11 protein-coding genes are annotated in these 21,336 nt (G+C 62.2%); 10 read left to right on the forward strand and 1 reads right to left on the reverse strand.

Annotation, left to right across the window (positions count from 1 at the left end; genetic code table 11):
* Positions 1 to 88 precede the first annotated feature (88 nt).
* From BXA01_RS01520 to BXA01_RS01550, 7 genes are all read left to right on the forward strand, one after another.
* Complete coding sequence (locus BXA01_RS01520; RefSeq protein ID WP_076562779.1) at positions 89 to 1,864, forward strand: type I secretion system permease/ATPase; 1,776 nt, start codon at positions 89 to 91, stop codon at positions 1,862 to 1,864.
* Entirely contained in the window at positions 1,861 to 3,210 is a 1,350-nt protein-coding gene (locus BXA01_RS01525; protein WP_076562780.1) for an HlyD family type I secretion periplasmic adaptor subunit, read from the forward strand. Before BXA01_RS01520 ends, BXA01_RS01525 begins: the two co-directional genes overlap by 4 nt.
* Positions 3,211 to 3,212: 2 nt before the next feature.
* Positions 3,213 to 4,583 (forward strand): TolC family outer membrane protein, encoded by a 1,371-nt coding sequence (locus tag BXA01_RS01530; RefSeq protein WP_073476207.1) that lies wholly within the window; start codon positions 3,213 to 3,215, stop codon positions 4,581 to 4,583.
* Positions 4,584 to 4,649: 66 nt separating this feature from the next.
* Positions 4,650 to 7,601 (forward strand): autotransporter serine peptidase EprS, encoded by a 2,952-nt coding sequence (eprS, locus tag BXA01_RS01535; RefSeq protein ID WP_076567598.1) that lies wholly within the window; start codon positions 4,650 to 4,652, stop codon positions 7,599 to 7,601.
* 245 nt (positions 7,602 to 7,846) lie between these two features.
* Entirely contained in the window at positions 7,847 to 10,924 is a 3,078-nt protein-coding gene (locus BXA01_RS01540; protein ID WP_076562782.1) for an autotransporter serine protease, read from the forward strand.
* A 58-nt stretch (positions 10,925 to 10,982) separates the two neighbouring features.
* Positions 10,983 to 12,671, forward strand: coding sequence for a polyurethane esterase (locus BXA01_RS01545; RefSeq protein WP_076562785.1), 1,689 nt, complete (start codon positions 10,983 to 10,985; stop codon positions 12,669 to 12,671).
* A gap of 302 nt (positions 12,672 to 12,973) precedes the next feature.
* Positions 12,974 to 14,827 (forward strand): polyurethane esterase, encoded by a 1,854-nt coding sequence (locus tag BXA01_RS01550; protein WP_076562788.1) that lies wholly within the window; start codon positions 12,974 to 12,976, stop codon positions 14,825 to 14,827.
* A gap of 122 nt (positions 14,828 to 14,949) precedes the next feature.
* On the opposite strand, the gene BXA01_RS01555 is transcribed toward BXA01_RS01550, so the two are convergent.
* The gene (locus tag BXA01_RS01555) at positions 14,950 to 15,174 is read right to left on the reverse strand and encodes a YgdI/YgdR family lipoprotein (protein ID WP_016774830.1); all 225 of its coding nucleotides are present in this window, start codon (positions 15,172 to 15,174) and stop codon (positions 14,950 to 14,952) included.
* A gap of 195 nt (positions 15,175 to 15,369) precedes the next feature.
* Here BXA01_RS01555 and BXA01_RS01560 point away from each other — a divergent pair, with 195 nt between their 5' ends.
* Genes BXA01_RS01560 through BXA01_RS01570 form a run of 3 tightly spaced genes read left to right on the forward strand, consistent with a single transcriptional unit; the run spans position 15,370 to position 21,282 of the window.
* A complete protein-coding gene (locus tag BXA01_RS01560) occupies positions 15,370 to 17,022 on the forward strand; it encodes a VRR-NUC domain-containing protein (protein ID WP_076562791.1) in 1,653 nt (550 codons plus the stop codon).
* A complete protein-coding gene (locus tag BXA01_RS01565) occupies positions 17,019 to 19,349 on the forward strand; it encodes an ATP-dependent DNA helicase (RefSeq protein WP_157115947.1) in 2,331 nt (776 codons plus the stop codon). Before BXA01_RS01560 ends, BXA01_RS01565 begins: the two co-directional genes overlap by 4 nt.
* On the forward strand, positions 19,342 to 21,282 hold the full coding sequence (locus tag BXA01_RS01570) for a hybrid sensor histidine kinase/response regulator (RefSeq protein ID WP_076562793.1): 1,941 nt from the start codon (positions 19,342 to 19,344) through the stop codon (positions 21,280 to 21,282). Before BXA01_RS01565 ends, BXA01_RS01570 begins: the two co-directional genes overlap by 8 nt.
* Positions 21,283 to 21,336: the final 54 nt, after the last annotated feature.

Here is a 21,336-nt window from a genome sequence, read left to right on the forward strand (position 1 = left end):
GGCGCCACGGAAGTGTATTCCGGGAGGGTCGCTTAATTAATTGAAGTCTCGCCCCGCAGGCGCGATGAATACTGTTCAGGAAGAATCAATGAAGATGGCGAAGGCCCCAGCCACCGCTCCGTTAATCAAGGCATTGGGTGACTATAAAAGCATCTTGATCAGCGTCGGTTGTTTCACCGCACTGATCAACGTGTTGATGCTGGTGCCGTCGATCTACATGCTGCAAGTCTATGACCGGGTGCTGTCGTCACAGAACGAAACCACCCTGGCAATGCTGTCGTTGATGGTGGTCGGTTTCTTCGCCTTTATCGGCCTGCTGGAAGTGATCCGCAGCTTTATCGTCATCCGCATCGGCAGCCAGCTGGAGCGGCGCTTCAATCTGCGCGTCTATCAGGCCGCGTTCGAGCGCAACCTGTTCAAGGGCGAGGGTAACGCCGGGCAGTCGCTGGGCGACCTGACCCACATCCGCCAGTTCGTCACCGGACCGGCGCTGTTCGCCTTCTTCGATGCGCCGTGGTTCCCGGTCTATCTGTTTGTCATTTACCTCTTCAACGTCTGGCTCGGCGTGCTGGCCACGGCGGGCGCGCTGTTGTTGATCGCGCTTGCCTGCCTCAACGAATACATGACCAAAAAACCGCTGGGCGAAGCCGCCGGTTTCTCCCAGCAGTCGAGCCAGTTGGCTACCAGCCACTTGCACAACGCCGAAACCATTCAGGCGATGGGCATGCTCGGCTCGCTGCGCAAGCGCTGGTTCGGGGTGCATTCGCGCTTCCTCGGCTTGCAGAACCAGGCCAGCGACACCGGCGCGGTGATCAGTTCGCTGAGCAAGACCCTGCGCCTGTGCCTGCAATCTCTGGTGCTGGGCCTGGGCGCGTTGCTGGTGATCAAGGGCGACATGACTGCGGGGATGATGATCGCCGGTTCGATCCTGATGGGTCGCGTACTGAGCCCGATCGATCAGTTGATCGCCGTTTGGAAGCAGTGGAGCGGGGCGAAGCTGGCTTACCGGCGCCTTGATGCGTTGTTGCAGGCTTTTCCACCCAGCGACGAGGCGATGGCACTGCCGGCACCGAAAGGCCAGATCAGCTTCGAGCAAGTCAGCGCCGGCCCGCCGGGGCAGCGTGCGGCCACTTTGCACATGGTCAATTTCACGCTGGGCGCTGGCGAAGTGCTCGGTGTGCTCGGCGCTTCAGGCTCGGGCAAGTCGACGCTGGCTCGAGTGCTGGTCGGCGTGTGGCCGGTTCTGGGCGGCACGGTGCGCCTCGACGGCGCCGATATTCACCGCTGGAACCGCGACCAGCTCGGCCCGTACATTGGTTATTTGCCGCAAGACATCGAGCTGTTCAGCGGCTCCATTGCCGAAAACATTGCACGATTCAGCGAAGCCGACCCGCAAAAAGTCGTCACCGCCGCGCAACAGGCCGGTGTCCACGAGATGATCCTGCGCCTGCCGCAGGGCTACGACACGCAACTGGGCGAGGACGGCAGCGGCTTGTCCGGAGGCCAGAAGCAACGCGTGGCCCTGGCCCGCGCGCTATATGGCACGCCGAGTCTGGTGGTGCTCGATGAACCCAATTCCAACCTCGACACCGTCGGCGAAGCCGCACTGGCCAGCGCCATTGCGCAACTCAAGGCGCAGGGCACCACGGTGATTCTGGTCACCCATCGTTCTTCGGTGCTGGCTCAGGCTGACAAGTTGTTGGTGCTCAACGATGGCCGCTTGCAGGCGTTCGGCCCGAGTCAGGATGTGCTCAAGGCACTTTCAGGCCAGCACGAACAGCAACGCGAAAAAGCCGCACAAACACCGGGCGGGCTCAGCATGAGCCGGCAGTATCAGCCCTCGACAAGGAATTCGGGTGTATGAGCAGCGCCAGCATGAACACTGAAAACGAAGCGAACATGGAACACGCCTATATCAACGAGCGCCCGGAGCGTGATGCGAAATTCTTCGCGCGCATGGGCTGGATCCTGGCCATCGTCGGCGCTGGCAGTTTCTTCACTTGGGCGACACTGGCGCCGCTGGATCAGGGCATTCCGGTGCAGGGTACGGTGGTGGTGTCGGGCAAGCGCAAGGCCGTGCAGTCGATGAGCAGCGGCGTGGTCAGCCGTATTCTGGTGCGCGAAGGCGAGATCGTGAAGCAGGGCCAGCCGTTGTTCCGCCTTGACCAGACGCAAGTGGCTGCCGATGTGCAATCGCTGGAGGCGCAGTACCGCATGGCTTGGGCCAGCCTCGCGCGCTGGCAGGCCGAGCGCGACAACCTCAAACAAGTGACCTTTCCGGCCGAACTGAGCAACGACCCGGACCCGCGCCTGGCGCTGGTGCTGGAAGGCCAGCGGCAACTGTTCAGCAGCCGCCGCGAAGCCTTCTCCCGGGAGCAAGCGGCACTGCGCGCCAACATCGAAGGCGCCACCGCGCAACTGGCCGGCATGCGCCGCGCGCGCAGCGACCTCAATGCCCAGGCCAGTTCCTTGCAGCAACAACTGAGCAACCTGCAACCGCTGGCCGACAACGGCTACATCCCGCGCAACCGCTTGATGGACTACCAGCGGCAACTGTCGCAGGTGCAGCAGCAGCTGGCGGAAAACACCGGTGAAAGCGGGCGCGTGGAGCAGGGCATCCTTGAATCGCGCCTGAAGTTGCAGCAGCACGGCGAGGAATACCAGAAGGAAGTGCGTACGCAACTGGCCGATGCGCAGCTCAAAAGCGTGACGCTGTCCGAACAGCTGACCTCCGCCGGTTTCGACCTGCAACACAGCGAGATCCTCGCCACCGCCGATGGCGTGGCGGTCAACCTCGGTGTGCACACCGAAGGCGCCGTGGTGCGTCAGGGCGAAACCCTGCTGGAGATCGTTCCGCAAGGCACCACCCTGGAAGTGGAAGGGCACTTGCCGATCAACCTGATCGACAAGGTCGGCACGCATTTGCCGGTGGACATTCTGTTTACCGCGTTCAACCAGAGCAAAACCCCGCGCGTGCCCGGCGAAGTCAGCCTGATCTCCGCCGACCAGATGGTCGATGAGAAAACTGGCGTGCCGTATTACGTGTTGCGCAGCAGCGTCGGCGATCAGGCCATGGAAAAGCTCAACGGCCTGGTGATCAAACCCGGCATGCCGGCGGAAATGTTCGTGCGCACCGGTGAGCGTTCACTCCTCAACTACTTGTTTAAACCGCTGCTCGATCGCGCCGGTTCTGCGTTGACCGAGGAATAAGGATGTTCGGCTGTATGAAAAAGCTTTGCATGCTGGGGGCCGCAATGACGCTGCTCGCGAGTCACTCGGCAGTCGCGGCCATGGGGCCGTTTGAGATCTACGAGCAGGCATTGCGCAACGATCCGGTGTTTCTCGGTGCAATCAAGGAGCGCGATGCTGGCCTGGAAAACCGCGTGATTGGCCGCGCCGGCCTGCTGCCTCGGATCGGCTACACCTACAACAAGGGCCGCAACTCGTCCAAGGCGACGTCTCTGGATGATCGTGCGCGCAATCGTACTGATGAGCGCAACTACAACAGCTACGGCTCGGCGCTGACGGTGCAGCAACCGCTGCTCGATTACGAGGCTTATGCGGCGTATCGCAAAGGTGTGGCGCAGTCGTTGTTCGCCGACGAAGCCTTTCGCGGCAAGAGTCAGGAACTGTTGGTGCGCGTGCTGGATAACTACACCAAAGCCTTGTTCGCCCAGGACCAGATCGACATCGCCCAGGCGAAGAAGAAGGCCTACGAACAGCAGTTCCAACAGAACGAACACATGTTCAAGCAGGGCGAGGGCACGCGCACCGATATTCTCGAAGCCGAGTCACGCTATGAGCTGGCGACTGCCGAGGAAATCGAAGCGCGCAACGAGCAGGATGCCGCGTTGCGCGAGCTGGGCGCGCTGGTGGGGGTGCCGGCGGTGGACATCGGCGATCTGGCGCCGCTTGGTCAGCAATTTCAGACCTTCACCCTGCAACCGGCCAACTTCGACACCTGGCATGAACTGGCGATCAGCAACAACCCGAACCTCGCTTCGCAGCGTCAGGCCGTGGAAGTGGCGCGCTATGAAGTCGAACGCAACCGCGCCGGGCATCTGCCGAAAGTCAGTGCTTATGCCTCAATGCGCGACAACGAGTCGGAAAGCGGCAACACCTATAACCAGCGCTACGAAACCAACACCATCGGCCTGGAAGTCAGCGTGCCGCTGTACGCCGGCGGCGGGGTGTCGGCGTCGACACGGCAAGCCAGCCGCACCATGGAACAGGCCGAATACGAGCTGGATGGCAAGACCCGAGAGACCTTGATCGAACTGCGCCGACAGTTCAGCGCCTGCCTCTCGGGCGTGAACAAATTGCGCGCTTATCAGAAGGCTTTGAAGTCGGCCGAGGCGCTGGTGGTCTCGACCCGACAAAGCATCCTGGGCGGCGAACGCACCAATCTCGATGCGTTGAACGCCGAGCAGCAACTGTTCACCACCCGCCGCGACCTGGCGCAGGCGCGCTACGACTACCTGATGGCCTGGACCAAATTGCATTACTACGCCGGGACGCTGAATGAGCAGGATCTGGCGCGGGTGGACGAAGCATTTGTGGTCGCGCAACAGCCCTCACCCTGAGCGAGGGGTGAACGGGCGAAACCGCTATCAGCCCTGAACAAAACAACAAAAACGAGAATGATGACCATGGACGTACGCATCAAGCCGATTTCGCTCGGTACCCTGTTGCTTGTGATTTCTGCAAACCAGGCTCAGGCGCAATACCTGGAATCAGGCCTGCCCGGCGACCCATCCAGTTGGCGCAGTGCCGAGTTCCTGCGCGACTGGGGGCTGCAACGCATGCAGGCCGATCAGGCCTACGCTGCCGGCATCACCGGCAAGGGCGTGAAGATCGGCGCGCTCGATTCCGGTTTCGATGCCGCCCATCCCGAATTCTCCGCCGACCGTTATCACCCGGTAACGGCCAGCGGCAGCTACGTCGATGGCTCAGCGTTCAACGTCGACGGCACGCTCAACCCCAACAACGATTCCCACGGCACCCACGTGGTCGGCACCATGGGCGCAACCCGTGACGGCAGCGGCATGCACGGCGTGGCGTACGACGCGCAAATCTACGTCGGCAACACCAACAAGAACGACAGTTTCCTCTTCGGCCCCAGCCCTGATCCGCGTTATTTCAAAGCGGTCTACGACAGCCTCGCCGATGCCGGGGTACGGGCGATCAATAACAGTTGGGGCAGTCAGCCGCCGGATGTCAGCTATCGCACCCTGGCGGATCTGCACGCCGCCTACGCGCAGCACTGGAACAAGGGCACCTGGCTCGACGCCGCTGCCGACGTTTCGCGGCGCGGTGTGATCAACGTCTTCAGCGCCGGCAACAGCGGTTACCCGAACGCCAGCGTGCGCTCGGCGCTGCCGTACTTTCAGCCGGATCTGGAAGGTCACTGGCTGGCGGTGTCCGGGCTCGATCAGAGCAATCAGCAGAAGTACAACCAGTGCGGGATCGCCAAATACTGGTGCATCACCACGCCGGGGGCGAAGATCGACAGCACCATTCCCGGCGGCGGTTATGCGATCAAGTCCGGCACCTCGATGGCGGCGCCGCACGCGACCGGCGCCTTGGCGCTGGTGATGGAACGCTATCCGTACATGAACAACCAGCAGGCGCTCGAAGTGCTGCTGACCACCGCCACCCAGCTCGATGGCTCGGTCACAGACGCACCGAACGAGCGGGTCGGCTGGGGCGTCGCCAATCTCAATCGGGCGATGCGCGGGCCGGGGCAATTGCTCGGTGCGTTCGACGCGAATCTGGGGGCAGGGCAGCGCGATGTCTGGAGCAATGACATCTCCGACAAGGCGCTGATCCAGCGTCAAAAAGAAGACCTCGCCGAGCACAGCGCCTGGCAGCAAACCCTGCAGGACAAAGGCTGGCAGAACGGGGTCCCGGCCGGCGCCAGTCAACAGGATCAGACCGATTACGCCGTCGGCATGTTGCGTGATGCGGCAGCGGCAAACCGTGTGTATGAGGGCAGCCTGATCAAGTCTGGAACCGGGCAATTGCTGCTCAGCGGCGCAAACACCTATCGCGGCCCGACCACCGTCAACGGCGGTCTGCTGACCGTCAACGGTTCGCTGACCTCAGCGGTCACCGTCAACAACAGCGGCACCCTCGGCGGCTCAGGACGCATCGGCGCGTTGACCGCCAACAGCGGCGGCCGGGTCGCACCGGGCAATTCCATCGGCACCTTGAACGTCGGCGGTGATGTGACATTCGCCCCGGGCTCGACCTACGCCGTCGAGCTATCGCCCACCAGCAGCGACCGCATCGTTGCCGGCGGCGCGGCAACCGTCAGCGGCGCCAGCGTCAGCCTGGCGCTGGAAAACAGCCCGACCTTGCTCAGCAGCGCCGAAGCGCAAAGCCTGCTCGGTCGCCAGTACAACATCCTGCAAGCGGCCGGCGGCGTGCAGGGGCAGTTCGCTGCGGTGGTGCCGAACTACCTGTTCATCGGCGGCGCCCTCGACTACGCCGCAAGCGGCATCCAGCTGAATATCCAACGCAACGCGACCAGCTTCGCCAGCGTCGGGCAAACGCCGAACCAGCGTTCGGTGGCGGCGGCAGTCGAAGGTCTGGGCGCCGGCAATTCGGTTTACGAAAGCGTGCTTCGTGCACCGACTCAAGCCTCGGCGCAGCAAGCCTTCCAGCAACTGAGCGGCGAGATTTATCCAGCGCTGGGGACAATGCTGATCAACGACAGCCGCCAGTTGCGTGATGCGGTCGGCGAGCGGCTGCACGATGAATCGGCGACCCGCAGCAACGGCTGGATCAAAGCCCTCGGCGCCTGGGGCAGCACCGATTCGGGCCACGACACGGCCGGCTACAACACCTCGATCGGCGGCCTGCTGGCGGGGGTCGACGGCGCGCTGGACGAGCAGACCCGCATCGGTCTGGTCACCGGTTACAGCGACAGTTCGTTGAACATGGGCTCGGGCACGCATTCCTCGGCGAAAGTCGACAGCTACCACCTTGGCGCTTACGCCGGGCACGACATCGGCGCCTGGCTCTTGAGCACTGGCGCGGCCTACAGCTGGCATCGCGGCGATGTGAAACGCGATCTGCAATACGACGAGGTCAGCGCCAAGCAGAAAGCCAAAGTTGACGCGACCACCACCCAAGTCTTCGGCGAAGCAGCGTATCGCTTGCAGCTGCAACCGTTGGCGCTGGAACCGTTCGCCAACCTGACCTACCTGCATCTGGACACCGAAGGCTTCACCGAAAAGGGCGATGCCGCTGCGCTGAAAAGCTCGGGCGATCAGCGCGATGTGGTGCTGAGCACTCTGGGCGTGCGGGCGAGCAAAACCTTCAACCTTTCCAGCCAGCAAGCGCTGGACGTCAGCGCCCGTCTCGGCTGGCAGCACAGCCTCAGCGATATCGAATCGGAGCAGCATTTGCGTTTTGCCAGCGGCGGCACGCCGTATTCCGTGGAGAGCTCGGCGCTGGTGCGTGATGCCGCACTGGTTGGCGTGCAGGCCAGTCTGGCGTTGAGCAAGGACGTGCGGGTCAACCTCGATTACAACGGCCAACTGGCCAGCCGCGAGAAGCTGCATGGCGTAGGGCTGAGTCTGAACTGGCAGTTCTGATTGCATGTGTTTGAGCCCCTGTGGCGAGGGGATTTATCCCCGCTCGACTGCGCAGCAGTCGCAAAACCTGATCGTTCCCACGTGCAGCAAGGGAATTGATCGTCCCCACGCTCTGCGTGGGAACGCCTCCAGGGACGCTCCGCGTTCCAATGGGACGCAGAGCGTCCCGGGCTGCATTCCCACGCGGAGCGTGGGAACGATCAAGGCAACCGGATTCTTCGCAACATCACTAAGGAAGGTCGTGGATGGATAACAACAATACCCCCGCGCAATCGGGTGGCCGCTTTGCCCTGAAAACCCTGACAATCGCGATGCTCTGTGCCAGCGCGATGGCACAGGCAGCGCCTTACGCGGAAAACGGCCGCAACGGCGACCCGTCGAGCTGGCGCAGCAATGAATTCAAGGCTGACTGGGGCTTGGGCGCGATCGGCGCGGATTACGCCTACGCCGCCGGCTACACCGGCAAAGGCGTGAAGCTGGGCATCTTCGATCAGCCGGTCTACGCCGCACATCCGGAGTTCTCCGGCAGCAACAAAGTCGTCACCCTGGTCACCAGCGGCATTCGCGAATACACCGACCCTTACATCCCGGTAAAGGCCGGCGATGCGTTCCTCTATGACGGTTCACCCTCGGTCGGCTCCAACGGCAAGCTCGGCGCCCATGGCACGCACGTCGGCGGCATCGCGGCGGGCAGTCGCGACGGCGGGGTGATGCACGGTGTTGCATTCGGTGCGCAGATCATCAGCGCCGATAACGGCGACCCAGGCCCGGAAGACGGCATCGTGCGCGGCAACGATGGTGCGGTGTACAAGGCCGGTTGGGATGCGCTGATCGCCAGCGGTGCGCGGATCATCAACAACAGCTGGGGCATCGGCATCACCGACCGCTTCGACCTCGGCGGCCGCGATCCGGCGTATCCGCACTTCACCGTCAACGACGCGCAATTGCAATTCAACGAAATCCGCACGCTGCTCGGCACCAAACCCGGCGGCGCTTACGACGGCGCCATCGCCGCCGCTCGCAGCGGCATCGTCACCATTTTTGCCGCCGGCAACGATTACAACCTGAACAATCCCGACGCCATTGCCGGCCTGGGTTATTTCGTCCCGGACATCGCGCCGAACTGGATCACCGTCGCCGCATTGCAGCAGAACCCGGACACCGCCAGCGCCAATCCGTACGTGATCAGCACGTTCTCCTCGCGCTGCGGCTATACGGCGAGTTACTGCGTCTCGGCGCCGGGCACCAAGATCTACAGCTCGATCATCGAAGGCACCAACGCCGGCAACCTGACCACCAGCTACGCCAATTACAACGGCACCTCGATGGCGGCGCCGCATGTCGCTGGTTCCATTGCCGTACTGATGGAGCGTTTTCCGTACATGAGCGGCGACCAGGTCGCCAGCGTGTTGCGCACCACCGCCACCGACCTCGGCGCACCGGGCATCGACGCCTTGTACGGTTGGGGCATGATCAACCTGCGCAAGGCCATCGATGGCCCGGCGATGTTCGTCACCGAGCAGGACATTCCCGAGGAATTCCGCGTGCAGGGCGCTTACGGTTCCGGCCAGTTCGTGGCTGACTTGCCGGGCATCGGTGCGATCATCGATCAGGGCAAACCCACCGAACGCGTGTGCAGCGACATCACGTGCGGCCTCGACACCTGGCGCAACGACATCGGTGGCCACGGCGGCCTGACCAAGCAAGGCATCGGCACCCTGGTGCTGACCGGCAATAACACTTACAGCGGCCCGACCCTGGTCAATCAGGGTCGACTGGCCATCAACGGTTCGCTGCAATCGGCGGTCACCGTCAACAATGGCGGCATCCTCGGCGGCAATGGCCGCATCGGCGCGCTGGCAGTGAACAGCGGCGGTACAGTGGCGCCGGGCAACTCCATCGGCACCCTGAACGTCGCCGGTGACGTGACTTTCGCGCCGGGTTCGACCTACGCCGTAGAGCTGTCACCAACCAGCAGCGATCAGATCGTCGCAGGCGGCAAAGCCGTCATCGACGGCGCCACGGTGAGCCTGTCGCTGGAAAACAGCCCGACCTTGCTCAGCACCGGCGAAGTGCAAAGCCTGCTCGGCACTCGCTACAACATTCTGCAAGCGGCGGGCGGCATTGAAGGGCGCTTCGGGCAGGTCTTGCCGAATTACGCCTTCCTTGGCGGCACTCTGGATTACTCGGCGGGCGGCATTCAGCTGGCGGTCGGGCGCAATGAGGCATCGTTCGCCAGCGTTGGTCTGACGCCGAACCAGCGCGCCGTCGGTGCCGCCGCCGAGCGTTTGGGCGCGGGCAACGCGCTGTTCGAAACCCTGTTGCTGTCGCCCAACGCGGCGTCGGCGCAGCAGACCTTTCAACAGTTGTCCGGCGAGATTCACCCGGCCGTCGGCACGCTGCTGATCAAAGACAGCCGTTACCTGCGCGAAGCCGTCGGCGAGCGCCTGCGTGAGCGTGATCTGTTCAACTCCGATGCGCCGACTGATGAGCGCAGCAACGTCTGGGTCAAGGTCCTCGGCTCGTGGGGCGAGAGTGACGGCGGACACGACAATGCCGATTCCAACAGCTCCATCGGTGGGCTGCTGGCCGGTGTCGACGGTCTGATTGCTGAAGATACCCGTCTCGGTTTCGTCACCGGTTACAGCGACAGCTCGTTGAGCATGGGCAGCGGCACGCATTCGTCGGCGTCGGTCGACAGCTACCACTTGGGTGCGTATTTGGGGCATGAAATCGACGCGTTGCGCCTGACCGTCGGCGGCGCCTACAGCTGGCATCGCATCGACGTCAAACGTGATCTGCAGTTCGGCGACGTCAGCGGCAAACAGAAAACCAAACGTGACGCGACCACCGCGCAAGTGTTCACCGAGGCCGCATACGATCTGGGCCTGCAACCGATGAACCTGGAGCCGTTCGCCAATCTGTCCTACGTGCACCTCAACACCGACAGCTTCACCGAAAAGGGTGACGCTGCCGCGCTCAAGGGTGGTGAAGACAACCGCGACGTAGTGCTGTCGACCCTCGGCGTGCGCGCCAAGCGCAGTTTTGCCGTGTCGGACAAGCATCAGCTGGAACTGGGCGCCAGTCTCGGCTGGCAGCACAACCTGAGCAGCGTCGATGCCGACAGCCATCTGGCCTTCGCCAACGGCAACAGCGCGTTCACCGTGCAGAGCGTGTCGATGGATCGTGACGCCGCTGTGGTGGGCGTGCGCGCCGGGCTGGCGCTCAATCGCGACGTGCGGGTCAACCTCGACTACAACGGCCTGATCGGCTCGAACGAGAAAGATCACGGCGTCGGTCTGACTCTCGACTGGCAGTTCTGAGGCGTAACCGGCAGCGCTTCTCGGGCTGCCGGTTTTTCAAGGAAAAGGAGCGCTGCACATGGGATTGTTCGATTACAAAAATGCCGACGGCAAAGGGTTGTACAGCGACGCCATCGCGCTGACGCTGTATGCCTACACGCCCACCGGCAAACCGTTGCCGGCCACCGCGTGGGCACCGGTCGCCGCGACGGCGCTGGGCTATCAGGGCAAGGTCGGCGCGCAAGGCACGTTCTTCGGGGAACAGGATGGCTTCACCAGCGCCGAGGCCGAAGTGCTCGGCAAGTACGACGCCGCTGGCAAATTGATCGGCCTCGGCATTGCCTTTCGCGGCACCGGCGGGCTGGGTTACAGCGACACTTTCGGCGATCTGAAAAACAATCTGCTCGCGGCGGTCGGGCCATCGGATTACGCGAGCAATTACGCCAAAAACGCGTTCGACAATCTGCTCAAGGCCGTCGCCGCTTTCGCGATTGCCAACGGTGTTGCTGCCAAGGACGTATTGATCAGCGGCCACAGCCTCGGCGGGCTTGGGGTTAATAGCGTTGCTGAATTGAGCGGGGACAACTGGGGCGGCTTCTACAAGGATGCCAATTACATCGCCTTCGCCTCGCCGACCCAGAGCAGCTCCGGCCCCCAGGTGCTCAACATCGGTTTCGAGAACGATCCGGTATTTCGCGTGCTCGACGGCACCACGTTCAGCACGGCATCGATGGGCAAGCACGACAAGCCCCACGAATCGACCACTGACAACCTAGTCAACTTCACCGATAACTACGCCTCCACGGCGCAGAACCTGGTGCCATTCAGCATCGCCAATCCGCTGAACTGGTCGGCGCACAGTTCACTGGGCTACGCCGATGGCTTGAATCGGGTGATCGATTCGGCGTTCTACAACCTGACCGAGCGCGACTCGACGATCATCATCGCCAATCTCGACGAGGCATCGCGGAGCAAGACTTGGGTCGAGGACCTGGGCCGCAGCGGCGAGCCGCACAGCGGCAGCACCTTCATCATCGGCACGCAGAGCAGCGACTGGCTCAAGGGCGGCGCGGGTAACGACTTTATTGAAGGACTGGACGGCGATGATCGTTTCCGCGATGACGGCGGTTACAACGTCATTTTTGGCGGCCAGGGCCATAACACCTTCGAACTGCAAAAGCCGCTGCAGAACTTCAGCTTCGCCAACGACGGCGACGGCACGCTGTACGTGCGCGACGCCTACGGCGGCGTCAGCCTGACCCGCGACATCGGCGCGCTGGTCAGTAAAGAGGCCGGTTCGTGGTGGGGCAGCAAGGAGATCACTTGGGGTGTCACCGCCAAGGGGTTGAGCAACGGCAGCGAACTGACCCAGTACAACCATTCGCTCAGCGGTGATGGTTATGGCAATGCCTTGCATGCCACGGCCGATGGCGACTGGCTGTTCGGCCTTGGTGGCGATGATCAACTGATCAGCGACAAGTCGCAGGTGACTTTCGTGGGTGGCGCCGGCAACGACGTGTTGACGGCGGTGGGTGGCCACAACACCTTCCTGTTCAGCGGCGCGTTCGGTTTCGATGCGATCAATGGTTATCAGGGCAGCGACAAACTGCTGTTCATGGGCGTCGAGGGCGCAGGGCAGGGTTATGACTACAAGCAGCATGCCGCGCAGTCTGGTTCCGACACCGTGCTGAAGATTGGCGATTTTGCCGTGACGCTGATTGGCGTCGGCGTGGCTAACCTGACGGACTCGAGTTTCGTCTTCGCCTGATTCCGAAGGTGCAGGAAATCTCATTGTGGGAGCGAGCTTGCTCGCGAAAGCGGTGGGTCAGGCGATTGTGATGTTGAATGCGCTGCCGCCTTCGCGAGCAGGCTCGCTCCCACAGGTACGGCGTATACATGAACGTTCCCACGCTCTGCGTGGGAATGCAGCCGGGGCGCTCTGCGTCCCAAAAGAACGCAGCCTTCGGCAGCTTCTACAGAGGATGTGCAGGATGTAACGAATGCTCCAGAGCCTCGCGCTCTGGCTGTGAGCTATCTCTGACAATTCCAACAACAAGAGAGGCAATGGCAATGGGTGTATACGACTACAAGAACTTCGGCACAGCCGATTCCAAGGCGCTGTTCAGTGATGCCATGGCGATCACGCTGTATTCCTATCACAACCTCGATAACGGCTTCGCCGCCGGTTATCAGCACAACGGCTTCGGTCTGGGCCTGCCGGCGACGCTGGTCACCGCACTGATTGGCGGCACCGATTCGCAAGGGGTGATCCCCGGTATCCCGTGGAATCCCGACTCGGAAAAACTCGCCCTCGAGGCCGTACAGAAGGCCGGCTGGACGCCCATCACCGCCGCGCAATTGGGCTACGACGGCAAGACTGATGCACGCGGGACGTTCTTCGGCGAGAAGGCCGGCTACACCAGCGCGCAGGTGGAAATCCTCGGCAAATACGACGCCCAGGGGCATCTCACCGAACTGGGTATCGCCTTTCGCGGCACCAGCGGTCCGCGCGAAATCCTCATTGGTGATTCGATTGGCGACGTGATCAACGATCTGCTCGCGGCGTTCGGCCCGGCCGATTACGCAAGAAACTACGTCGGCGAAGCTTTCGGCAATCTGCTCAACGATGTCGTCGCCTTCGCCCGGGCCAACGGCCTCAGCGGCAAGGACGTGCTGGTCAGCGGTCATAGCCTGGGCGGCCTGGCGGTGAACAGCATGGCTGACTTGAGCGCTGGCAAGTGGGGCGGTTTCTTCGCCGACTCCAACTACATCGCCTACGCCTCGCCGACGCAAAGCATCGGCGACAAGGTGCTGAATATCGGCTACGAAAACGACCCGGTGTTTCGCGCCCTCGACGGTTCGACCTTCAGCAGTGCCTCGGTGGGTGTGCACGATGCGCCGCACACATCCACCACCGACAACATCGTCAGTTTCAACGATCACTACGCCTCGAACGCCTGGAACGTGCTGCCGTATTCGATACTGAATGTCCCGACGTGGATTTCGCACCTGCCCACTGGCTACGGCGACGGCATGACCCGCGTGCTGGAATCGAAGTTCTACGACCTGACCAGCCGCGACTCGACGATCATCGTCGCCAACCTCTCCGACCCAGCGCGGGCAAACACTTGGGTAGAGGACCTCAACCGTAACGCCGAAACCCACAAAGGCAGCACGTTCATTATTGGCAGTGACGGCAATGACCTGATCCAGGGCGGCAGCGGCAATGACTATCTGGAAGGCCGCGCCGGCAACGACAGCTTCCGCGACAACGGCGGCTACAACGTTATTCTGGGCGGGCAGGGCAACAACACGCTCGACTTGCAGCAAACAGTGAAGAACTTTGATTTCGCCAACGACGGTGCCGGCAACCTGTACATCCGCGATGCCAACGGCGGGATCAGCATCACCCGCGACATTGGCAGCATTGTCAGCAAAGAGCCGGGGCTTCTCTGGGGCGTGTTCAAGGACGACGTGTTGCACAGCGTCACGGCCACGGGGCTGAAAGTCGGCAGCAACCTCACCGCTTATGAATCGAGCGTAAAAGGCACGGCCGCCAATGACACGCTCAAGGCGCATGCCGGCGGCGATTGGCTGTTTGGCCTTGAGGGCAACGATCATTTGCTCGGCGGCGCGGGCAATGATGTGTTTGTCGGCGGCGCTGGCAATGACCTGCTGGAATCGGGCGGCGGGGCGGATACGTTTCTGTTCAATGGCGCGTTTGGCCAGGATCGTGTGGTTGGCTATACGGCCGATGACAAACTGGTGTTTCTTGGCGTGCAGGGGGTGTTGCCGGGGGATGATTTGCGCGCCCATGCCTCGGCGGTCGGGCAGGACACCGTGCTGACGTTTGGCGGGGATTCGGTGACGTTGGTGGGGGTGGCGCTGGGGAGTTTGAGCGCCGACGGGGTGGTTATCGCCTGAGGTTGATGCGGGGCCTGTGCCGGCCCCTTCGCGAGCAGGCTCGCTCCCACAGGGGATTTGTGAACGACGTAGATCCAGTGTGGGAGCGAGCCTGCTCGCGAAAAACGATCATTCAAGCAAAGTCAGTCTTCCTTGCGCACGGTCGCGACTTCATCCGCGCGAACCTTGACCTTGGCGCCGGAAATATCCTCGAACTCATAGAAACCGTCCTCGGTCTCAGTCTTCGGCATGTCCTCAGTCAGGTACTGGGTGCCGTTCTGCAGCGTCACCACGGTCTGGGTCGAACAGCCGCCCAGCGCCAACAGGGCTGCGACTGCTACAGGAATGCCCAGCATCTTGATTTTCATACCCACCTCTGACTCCTTGCTTGAATGTGATTGCGGGCATTGTCGGCCCTGTAACGCGGTTGGTGCCAGCATCGGCGGAAAAGTTCGATGGCGGCACGAAAAAATGCCATTGATCTTTTTCCGTTTGCGCCGGGCAGGGCTGAGCTGTTATCTGTACGCATAACCAGTGTTCGCTTGCCGTGGCTTTGAATTCCCGTGACCTCCAACCCTCTCGACGATCCGTTCTATTACCTCAACAACTTCCGGCAAGTGCTTGATTGGCTTGGGCTTCGCTATGCCGATGTGATGAGCGCGAGCGAGCACGGCTTCATCCGCGACTTCAATACGCTGCCGCAAGCCTCGCAGGGATTGCTGGTACGCATGGTCATGCGCAAGGGCATTCACTTTCGCGCGAGCAAACTCAATTACCTGGAAATCGGCGACATCGCTGAGGCGGCGCAGCCGTTGCTCGACCACGGCTGGCTCGACGAACACGCTGCGCTGACGCTGGCAGAGTTGTTCGATGTCTTGCTCAAGGCCGAGCTCTTGCAAGCGTTCGGCACCTTTATCGATCAGCCGAAAGGGCGCAAGGACGAATGGCTGCCCGTGCTGGCCGAACAGTTCAGCGAGGCGCAAACCCTGCGCGTCTGGGCGCCGCAACTGGCTGAACGGCTGTTCAGCCTGACCCTGATGGATTTGTGCGATCGCCTGCGCCTGATGTTCTTCGGCAATCTGTATCAGGACTGGTCGGAGTTCGTGCTGGCCGACCTGGGCATCTTCACTTATGAGAAAGTCGAGTTCTGCGCCGACTCCCGAGGCCTGCGCAGTCGTGAAGACGTCGACGCCTGCCTGTTCCTGCATCAATGCCAACTGCGTTTCGAGGCGGGTGAACCGCTGGCGGAAATCGTCGAACAGATCAACGCCGTGCAGTTCGACAACCCCTGGCTACGCCGTCGGCAAGCCAAGGCGTTGTTCCAGATCGGCCAGTACGCCGAGCGCATCGGCGACTTTGCCCTGGCCCTGAGTGTTTACCGCGACTGCGCCTACCCGGGCGCACGACTGCGGATGATCCGTGTGCTCGAACGCTGCGGCGAATACGCATTGGCGCTGGAACTCGGCACGCTGGCCGAACAGGCACCGCAAAGCGCGGCCGAGCAGCAAGGCTTGCAGCGCATCGTCCCGCGCCTGCGGCGCAAACTCGGTGGCCCGCCGCTCAAGCGTGCCAAGGCGAGAGAGGTCGAGCGCCTCGACTTGCACTTGCCGCGCATCGATCCGGCGCGGTCGGTGGAGTTTCATGTGCAAGCGCACTTGCACGCCGATGACGGCCCGGTGCATTACGTCGAGAACAGCCTGATCAATTCGCTGTTTGGCCTGTTGTGCTGGCCGGCGATCTTCGCGCCGTTACCGGGTGCGTTTTTCCACCCGTTCCAGCGCGGCCCGGTGGATCTGCTCAGCGAAGATTTCCTCGAGCGCCGTGCCGAGCTGTTTCAGGCCTGCCTGGGCGAACTCGACGACGGCCGCTACGCCGAGACCATCCGCCAGCGCTTCGTCGACAAGTGGGGTATCCAGTCGCCGTTCGTGTTCTGGGGCGCGCTCAACGAAGACTTGCTGGAACAGGCGCTGGCCTGTCTGCCCGCCGAACACTTGAAACACTGGTTCAATCGCCTGTTGCTCGACATCAAGGCCAACCGCGCCGGCATGCCGGACCTGATCCAGTTCTGGCCGCAGCACAAGACCTACCGGATGATCGAGGTCAAAGGCCCCGGCGACCGCTTGCAGGACAATCAACTGCGCTGGCTGGAGTTCTGCCACGAGCACCAGATGCCGGTGGCGGTGTGTTACGTGCAATGGGCGGAGCAGAGCGCTTGAGTTACAGCGTTGCCGTGCGTGCACTGTGCGAGTTCACGGCCAAGACCGGCGACCTCGACCTGCGCTTCACCCCGTCACCGACCGCGCTGGAAGGCATCGTCGGCCATCGCACCGTAGCCTCGCGGCGCAGCGAGCAGTACCAGAGCGAAGTGGCGCTGCAAGGCGAATTCGGCGAGTTGAAGGTCAAGGGCAGGGCGGATGGCTACGATCCGGCGCAAAACTGCCTGGAAGAAGTCAAAACCTATCGCGGCGACCTGAGCAAGCAACCGGCCAATCACCGCCAGTTGCACTGGGCGCAGGCGAAAATCTACGGCTGGTTGATGTGCCAGAAACTGCAATTGCAGCAGATCAATCTGGCGCTGGTGTATTTCGACGTCGTCAGTGAAAAGGAAACCTGCCTGGTCGAATCCCACAGCGCCGAGTCACTCCAGACGTTTTTCACGCAGCAGTGCGGCTTGTTCCTGCAATGGGCCGAGCAGGAAATGACCCATCGCGAAGCGCGCAATCTGGCCGCGCAGCAACTGGCGTTCCCGCACGCGGATTTTCGTCCCGGCCAACGGCATCTGGCCGAATCAGTGTTCAAAGCCGTCAGCACCGGCCGCTGTCTGATGGCCCAGGCACCGACCGGCATCGGCAAAACCCTTGGCACGCTGTTCCCGATGCTCAAGGCCCTGGCGCCGCAGCAGCTGGACAAGGTGTTCTTTCTCACCGCCAAGACTCCCGGACGCAAACTGGCGCTCGATGCCAGTCAGGTGTTGTTCAGGCAAGCGCCGGACTTGCCGCTGCGGGTGATGGAAATGGTTGCTCGCGACAAGGCCTGCGAACACCCGGACAAGGCCTGCCATGGCGAATCCTGTCCGCTGGCCCAGGGTTTTTATGATCGCCTGCCGGCTGCCCGCGAATCTGCCAGCCGCATCAACCTGCTCGATCAGGCGGCGATGCGTGAAGTCGCCGCGCAGCACAGCGTCTGCCCGTACTACCTCAGTCAGGAAATGGCCCGCTGGGCGGATGTGGTGGTTGCCGACTACAACTATTACTTCGACTTCAGCGCGCTGCTGTTCGGTCTGGCCCAGCTCAATCAGTGGAAAGTCGCGGTGCTCGCCGACGAGGCGCACAACCTGGTCGAGCGCGGCCGGCAAATGTACAGCGCCAGCCTCGACCAGTTCACCCTCGCCAGCGTGCGCAAAACTGCGCCCGCAGCGCTGAAGAATGCCCTGCAACGGGTCAACCGTGAATGGAACGCGCTGCATGCGCCGCAACTGGCGGCGTATCAGGCGTACGACAAGGCGCCGGACAAACTTCTGCAAGCCATCTCGCTGTGTTGCGCGGCCATTGGCGATTACCTCAACGAGCATCCACAAGGACTCGAAAGCGGCTTGCAGAATTTCTATTTCGACCTGCTGCAATTTGCCCGGGTCGCCGAGCTGTACGACGAGCATTACCTGTTCGACATCAGCAAACGCGATCTCGACCGCAAACGTCCGTTGTCGCAACTGTGCCTGCGCAACGTGGTGCCGGCGGCGTTCATCGGCCCGCGCCTGACAGCGGCACGCAGCAGCGTGCTGTTCTCGGCCACGCTGAGCCCGCGCAACTACTACGCCGACCTGCTCGGCACGCCCGCCGACACGGTGTGCATCGACGTCGAATCGCCGTTCAGCGCCGAGCAGTTGCAGGTGCACATCGTCAGCCAGATCTCCACCCGTTTTAACCATCGCCAGGCCTCGCTGGAGCCTATCGTCGAACTGATCGCGCGCCAGTTCAGCGAGCGCCCGGGCAACTATCTGGCTTTCTTCAGCAGTTTCGATTACCTGCATCAGGTCGCGACGTTATTGGCCGAGCGCCATCCGCACATCACTCAGTGGCTGCAATCGCGGGGTATGGCCGAGGGCGCGCGGCAGGCGTTTCTCGACCAGTTCAGCGCCGACAGCCAGGGTGTGGGGTTTGCGGTGCTGGGCGGGGCGTTTGGCGAGGGCATCGATTTGCCCGGCGCGCGGCTGATCGGCGCGTTCATCGCCACGCTGGGGCTGGCGCAGCTCAATCCGGTCAACGAGCAGATGAAGCGGCGCATGGCCGCCATTTTCGGCGCCGGCTACGATTACACCTATCTGTACCCGGGCATGCAAAAAGTCGTACAAGCCGCTGGGCGGGTGATTCGCACCCGTGAGGATCGCGGCACGGTCATGCTCATCGACGATCGCTTTGCCGAAAGCCGCATCCAGCAAATGCTGCCGCAGTGGTGGGCAATCAAAAGCGAGCCGGCACTTTCCAAATCAGTGGATTCACGCATACTTCAGCCCATGACAGTGGCTGGTGAGTGTGATGAGTGAAAACAACAGAACCGCAGCGATCGAAGACAGCCGTTTCCGGCTGCTGATCGACGCGGTTGTCGACTATGCGATCTATATGATCGACCCCGACGGTACCATCACCAGTTGGAACTCCGGCGCCAAACGCTTCAAAGGTTATGAAGAAGCCGAAATCATCGGCGAGCACTTCTCGCGCTTCTATACACCGGAAGACCGCGCCAACGGCATGCCGCAACGGGCGCTGGACACGGCGATTCGCGAAGGTCGCTTCGAAGGCGAGGGCTGGCGCGTGCGCAAGGACGGCACGCACTTCTGGTCGCACGTGGTGATCGACCCGATCATCGACCCCAACGGCAAGCTGCTCGGGTTCGCCAAGATCACTCGCGACCTCACCGACCGCAAAATGGCCGAGGAAACCCTCAAGCAAAGCGAACAGCAGTTCCGCCTGCTGGTGCAGGGCGTTACCGATTACGCGATCTACATGCTCAGCCCCGAAGGCTGCGTCAGCAACTGGAACCAGGGCGCGCAGCGCATCAAGGGTTACCTGCCGGAAGAAATCATCGGCCAGCATGTTTCGATTTTCTACACCCCCGAAGACCGCGAACTCGGCGAGCCGCAGCGCTCGCTGGAGATTGCCACCCGCGAAGGCCGGTTCGAGAGCCGCAGTTGGCGGATGCGCAAGGACGGCACGCGGTTTCTTGCCCACGTGGTCGTCGATGCAATTCGCGGCGACACCGGCACGCTGCTCGGCTTTGCCAAGATCACCCGCGATGTGACCGAGGCGCACGAGGCGCAGCAGGCCTTGGAAAAGACCCGCGAGGCGTTGTTCCAGGCGCAGAAGATGCAGGCGATCGGCCAACTCAGCGGCGGTATCGCCCATGACTTCAACAACCTGTTGACGGTGATTCTCGGCAACCTTGAGATCGTGCAGAAACGCATCGGCGACGCGCCGAAAATCGCCCGTCTGCTGGAAAACGCCACCCAAGGTGCCTTGCGCGGTGTGTCGCTGACCCAGCGCATGCTGGCCTTCGCCCGGCGTCAGGAACTTAAGACCGAATCGGTGGATATCCCGCAACTGGTGCAAGGCATCACCGGGCTGCTGCGCAGCTCGCTCGGGCCGGGGATTCGCATCGAAACGCGCTTTCCCGACGACCTGCAGCCAGTGCTGGCCGATAGCAATCAGCTGGAACTGGCGATTCTCAATCTGGCGACCAATGCCCGCGATGCCATGCCCGATGGCGGCACGGTGATCATTCAGGCACAAGCCGAAGTGGTTCTGGAACAAACTCATTCGACACTGGCGGCGGGGCGCTACGTGTGCCTGAGCCTGATCGACAGCGGCGAAGGCATGGACGAGGCCACGCTGGCCTGTGCCCGCGACCCGTTCTTCACCACCAAGGGACTGGGCAAAGGCACCGGGCTCGGCTTGTCGATGGTGCATGGCTTCATCGAGCAGTTGGGCGGGCGCTTTATTCTGAAAAGCGAGAAGGGCCAGGGGACGGCGGCCGAGCTGTGGATTCCGGTAGCGCTTGAGCGTACGGCCAGTCGCCCGGCGTACAGCAACGCCGCGCCCATTGCGGTGCCGAGGCTCAGTGTGCTCGTGGTCGATGACGATTCGCTGGTGCTGACCAGCACCAGTCTGCTGCTCGAAGACCTCGGCCATCGCGTCATCGGCGCGACCTCCGGCGCCCAGGCGCTGGCGCTGTTCGATCAGGGCGAAGTGATCGATCTGGTGATCACCGACATGGCCATGCCAAAAATGAGCGGCGCGCAACTGGCTCACGCCTTGCGCATGCTCAAGCCGGATCTGCCGATCATTCTCGCCACTGGATACGCCGAACGTTTGGAAGGCTTCGCCGCCGATCTGCCGCGTCTGCCGAAACCGTTCACCCAGTTGAATCTGGTACAGATCATCGCCCAGTCGATGAAGTGGCGCGCTGGTCGATCCGGCTGAACTACTGCTGACGCGTGCCTTTCCAAAAGTCTTGTTCACTTTTGGAGGGCACGT

Source organism: Pseudomonas sp. B10, from assembly GCF_900156235.1.
Lineage (GTDB): Bacteria > Pseudomonadota > Gammaproteobacteria > Pseudomonadales > Pseudomonadaceae > Aquipseudomonas > Aquipseudomonas siliginis.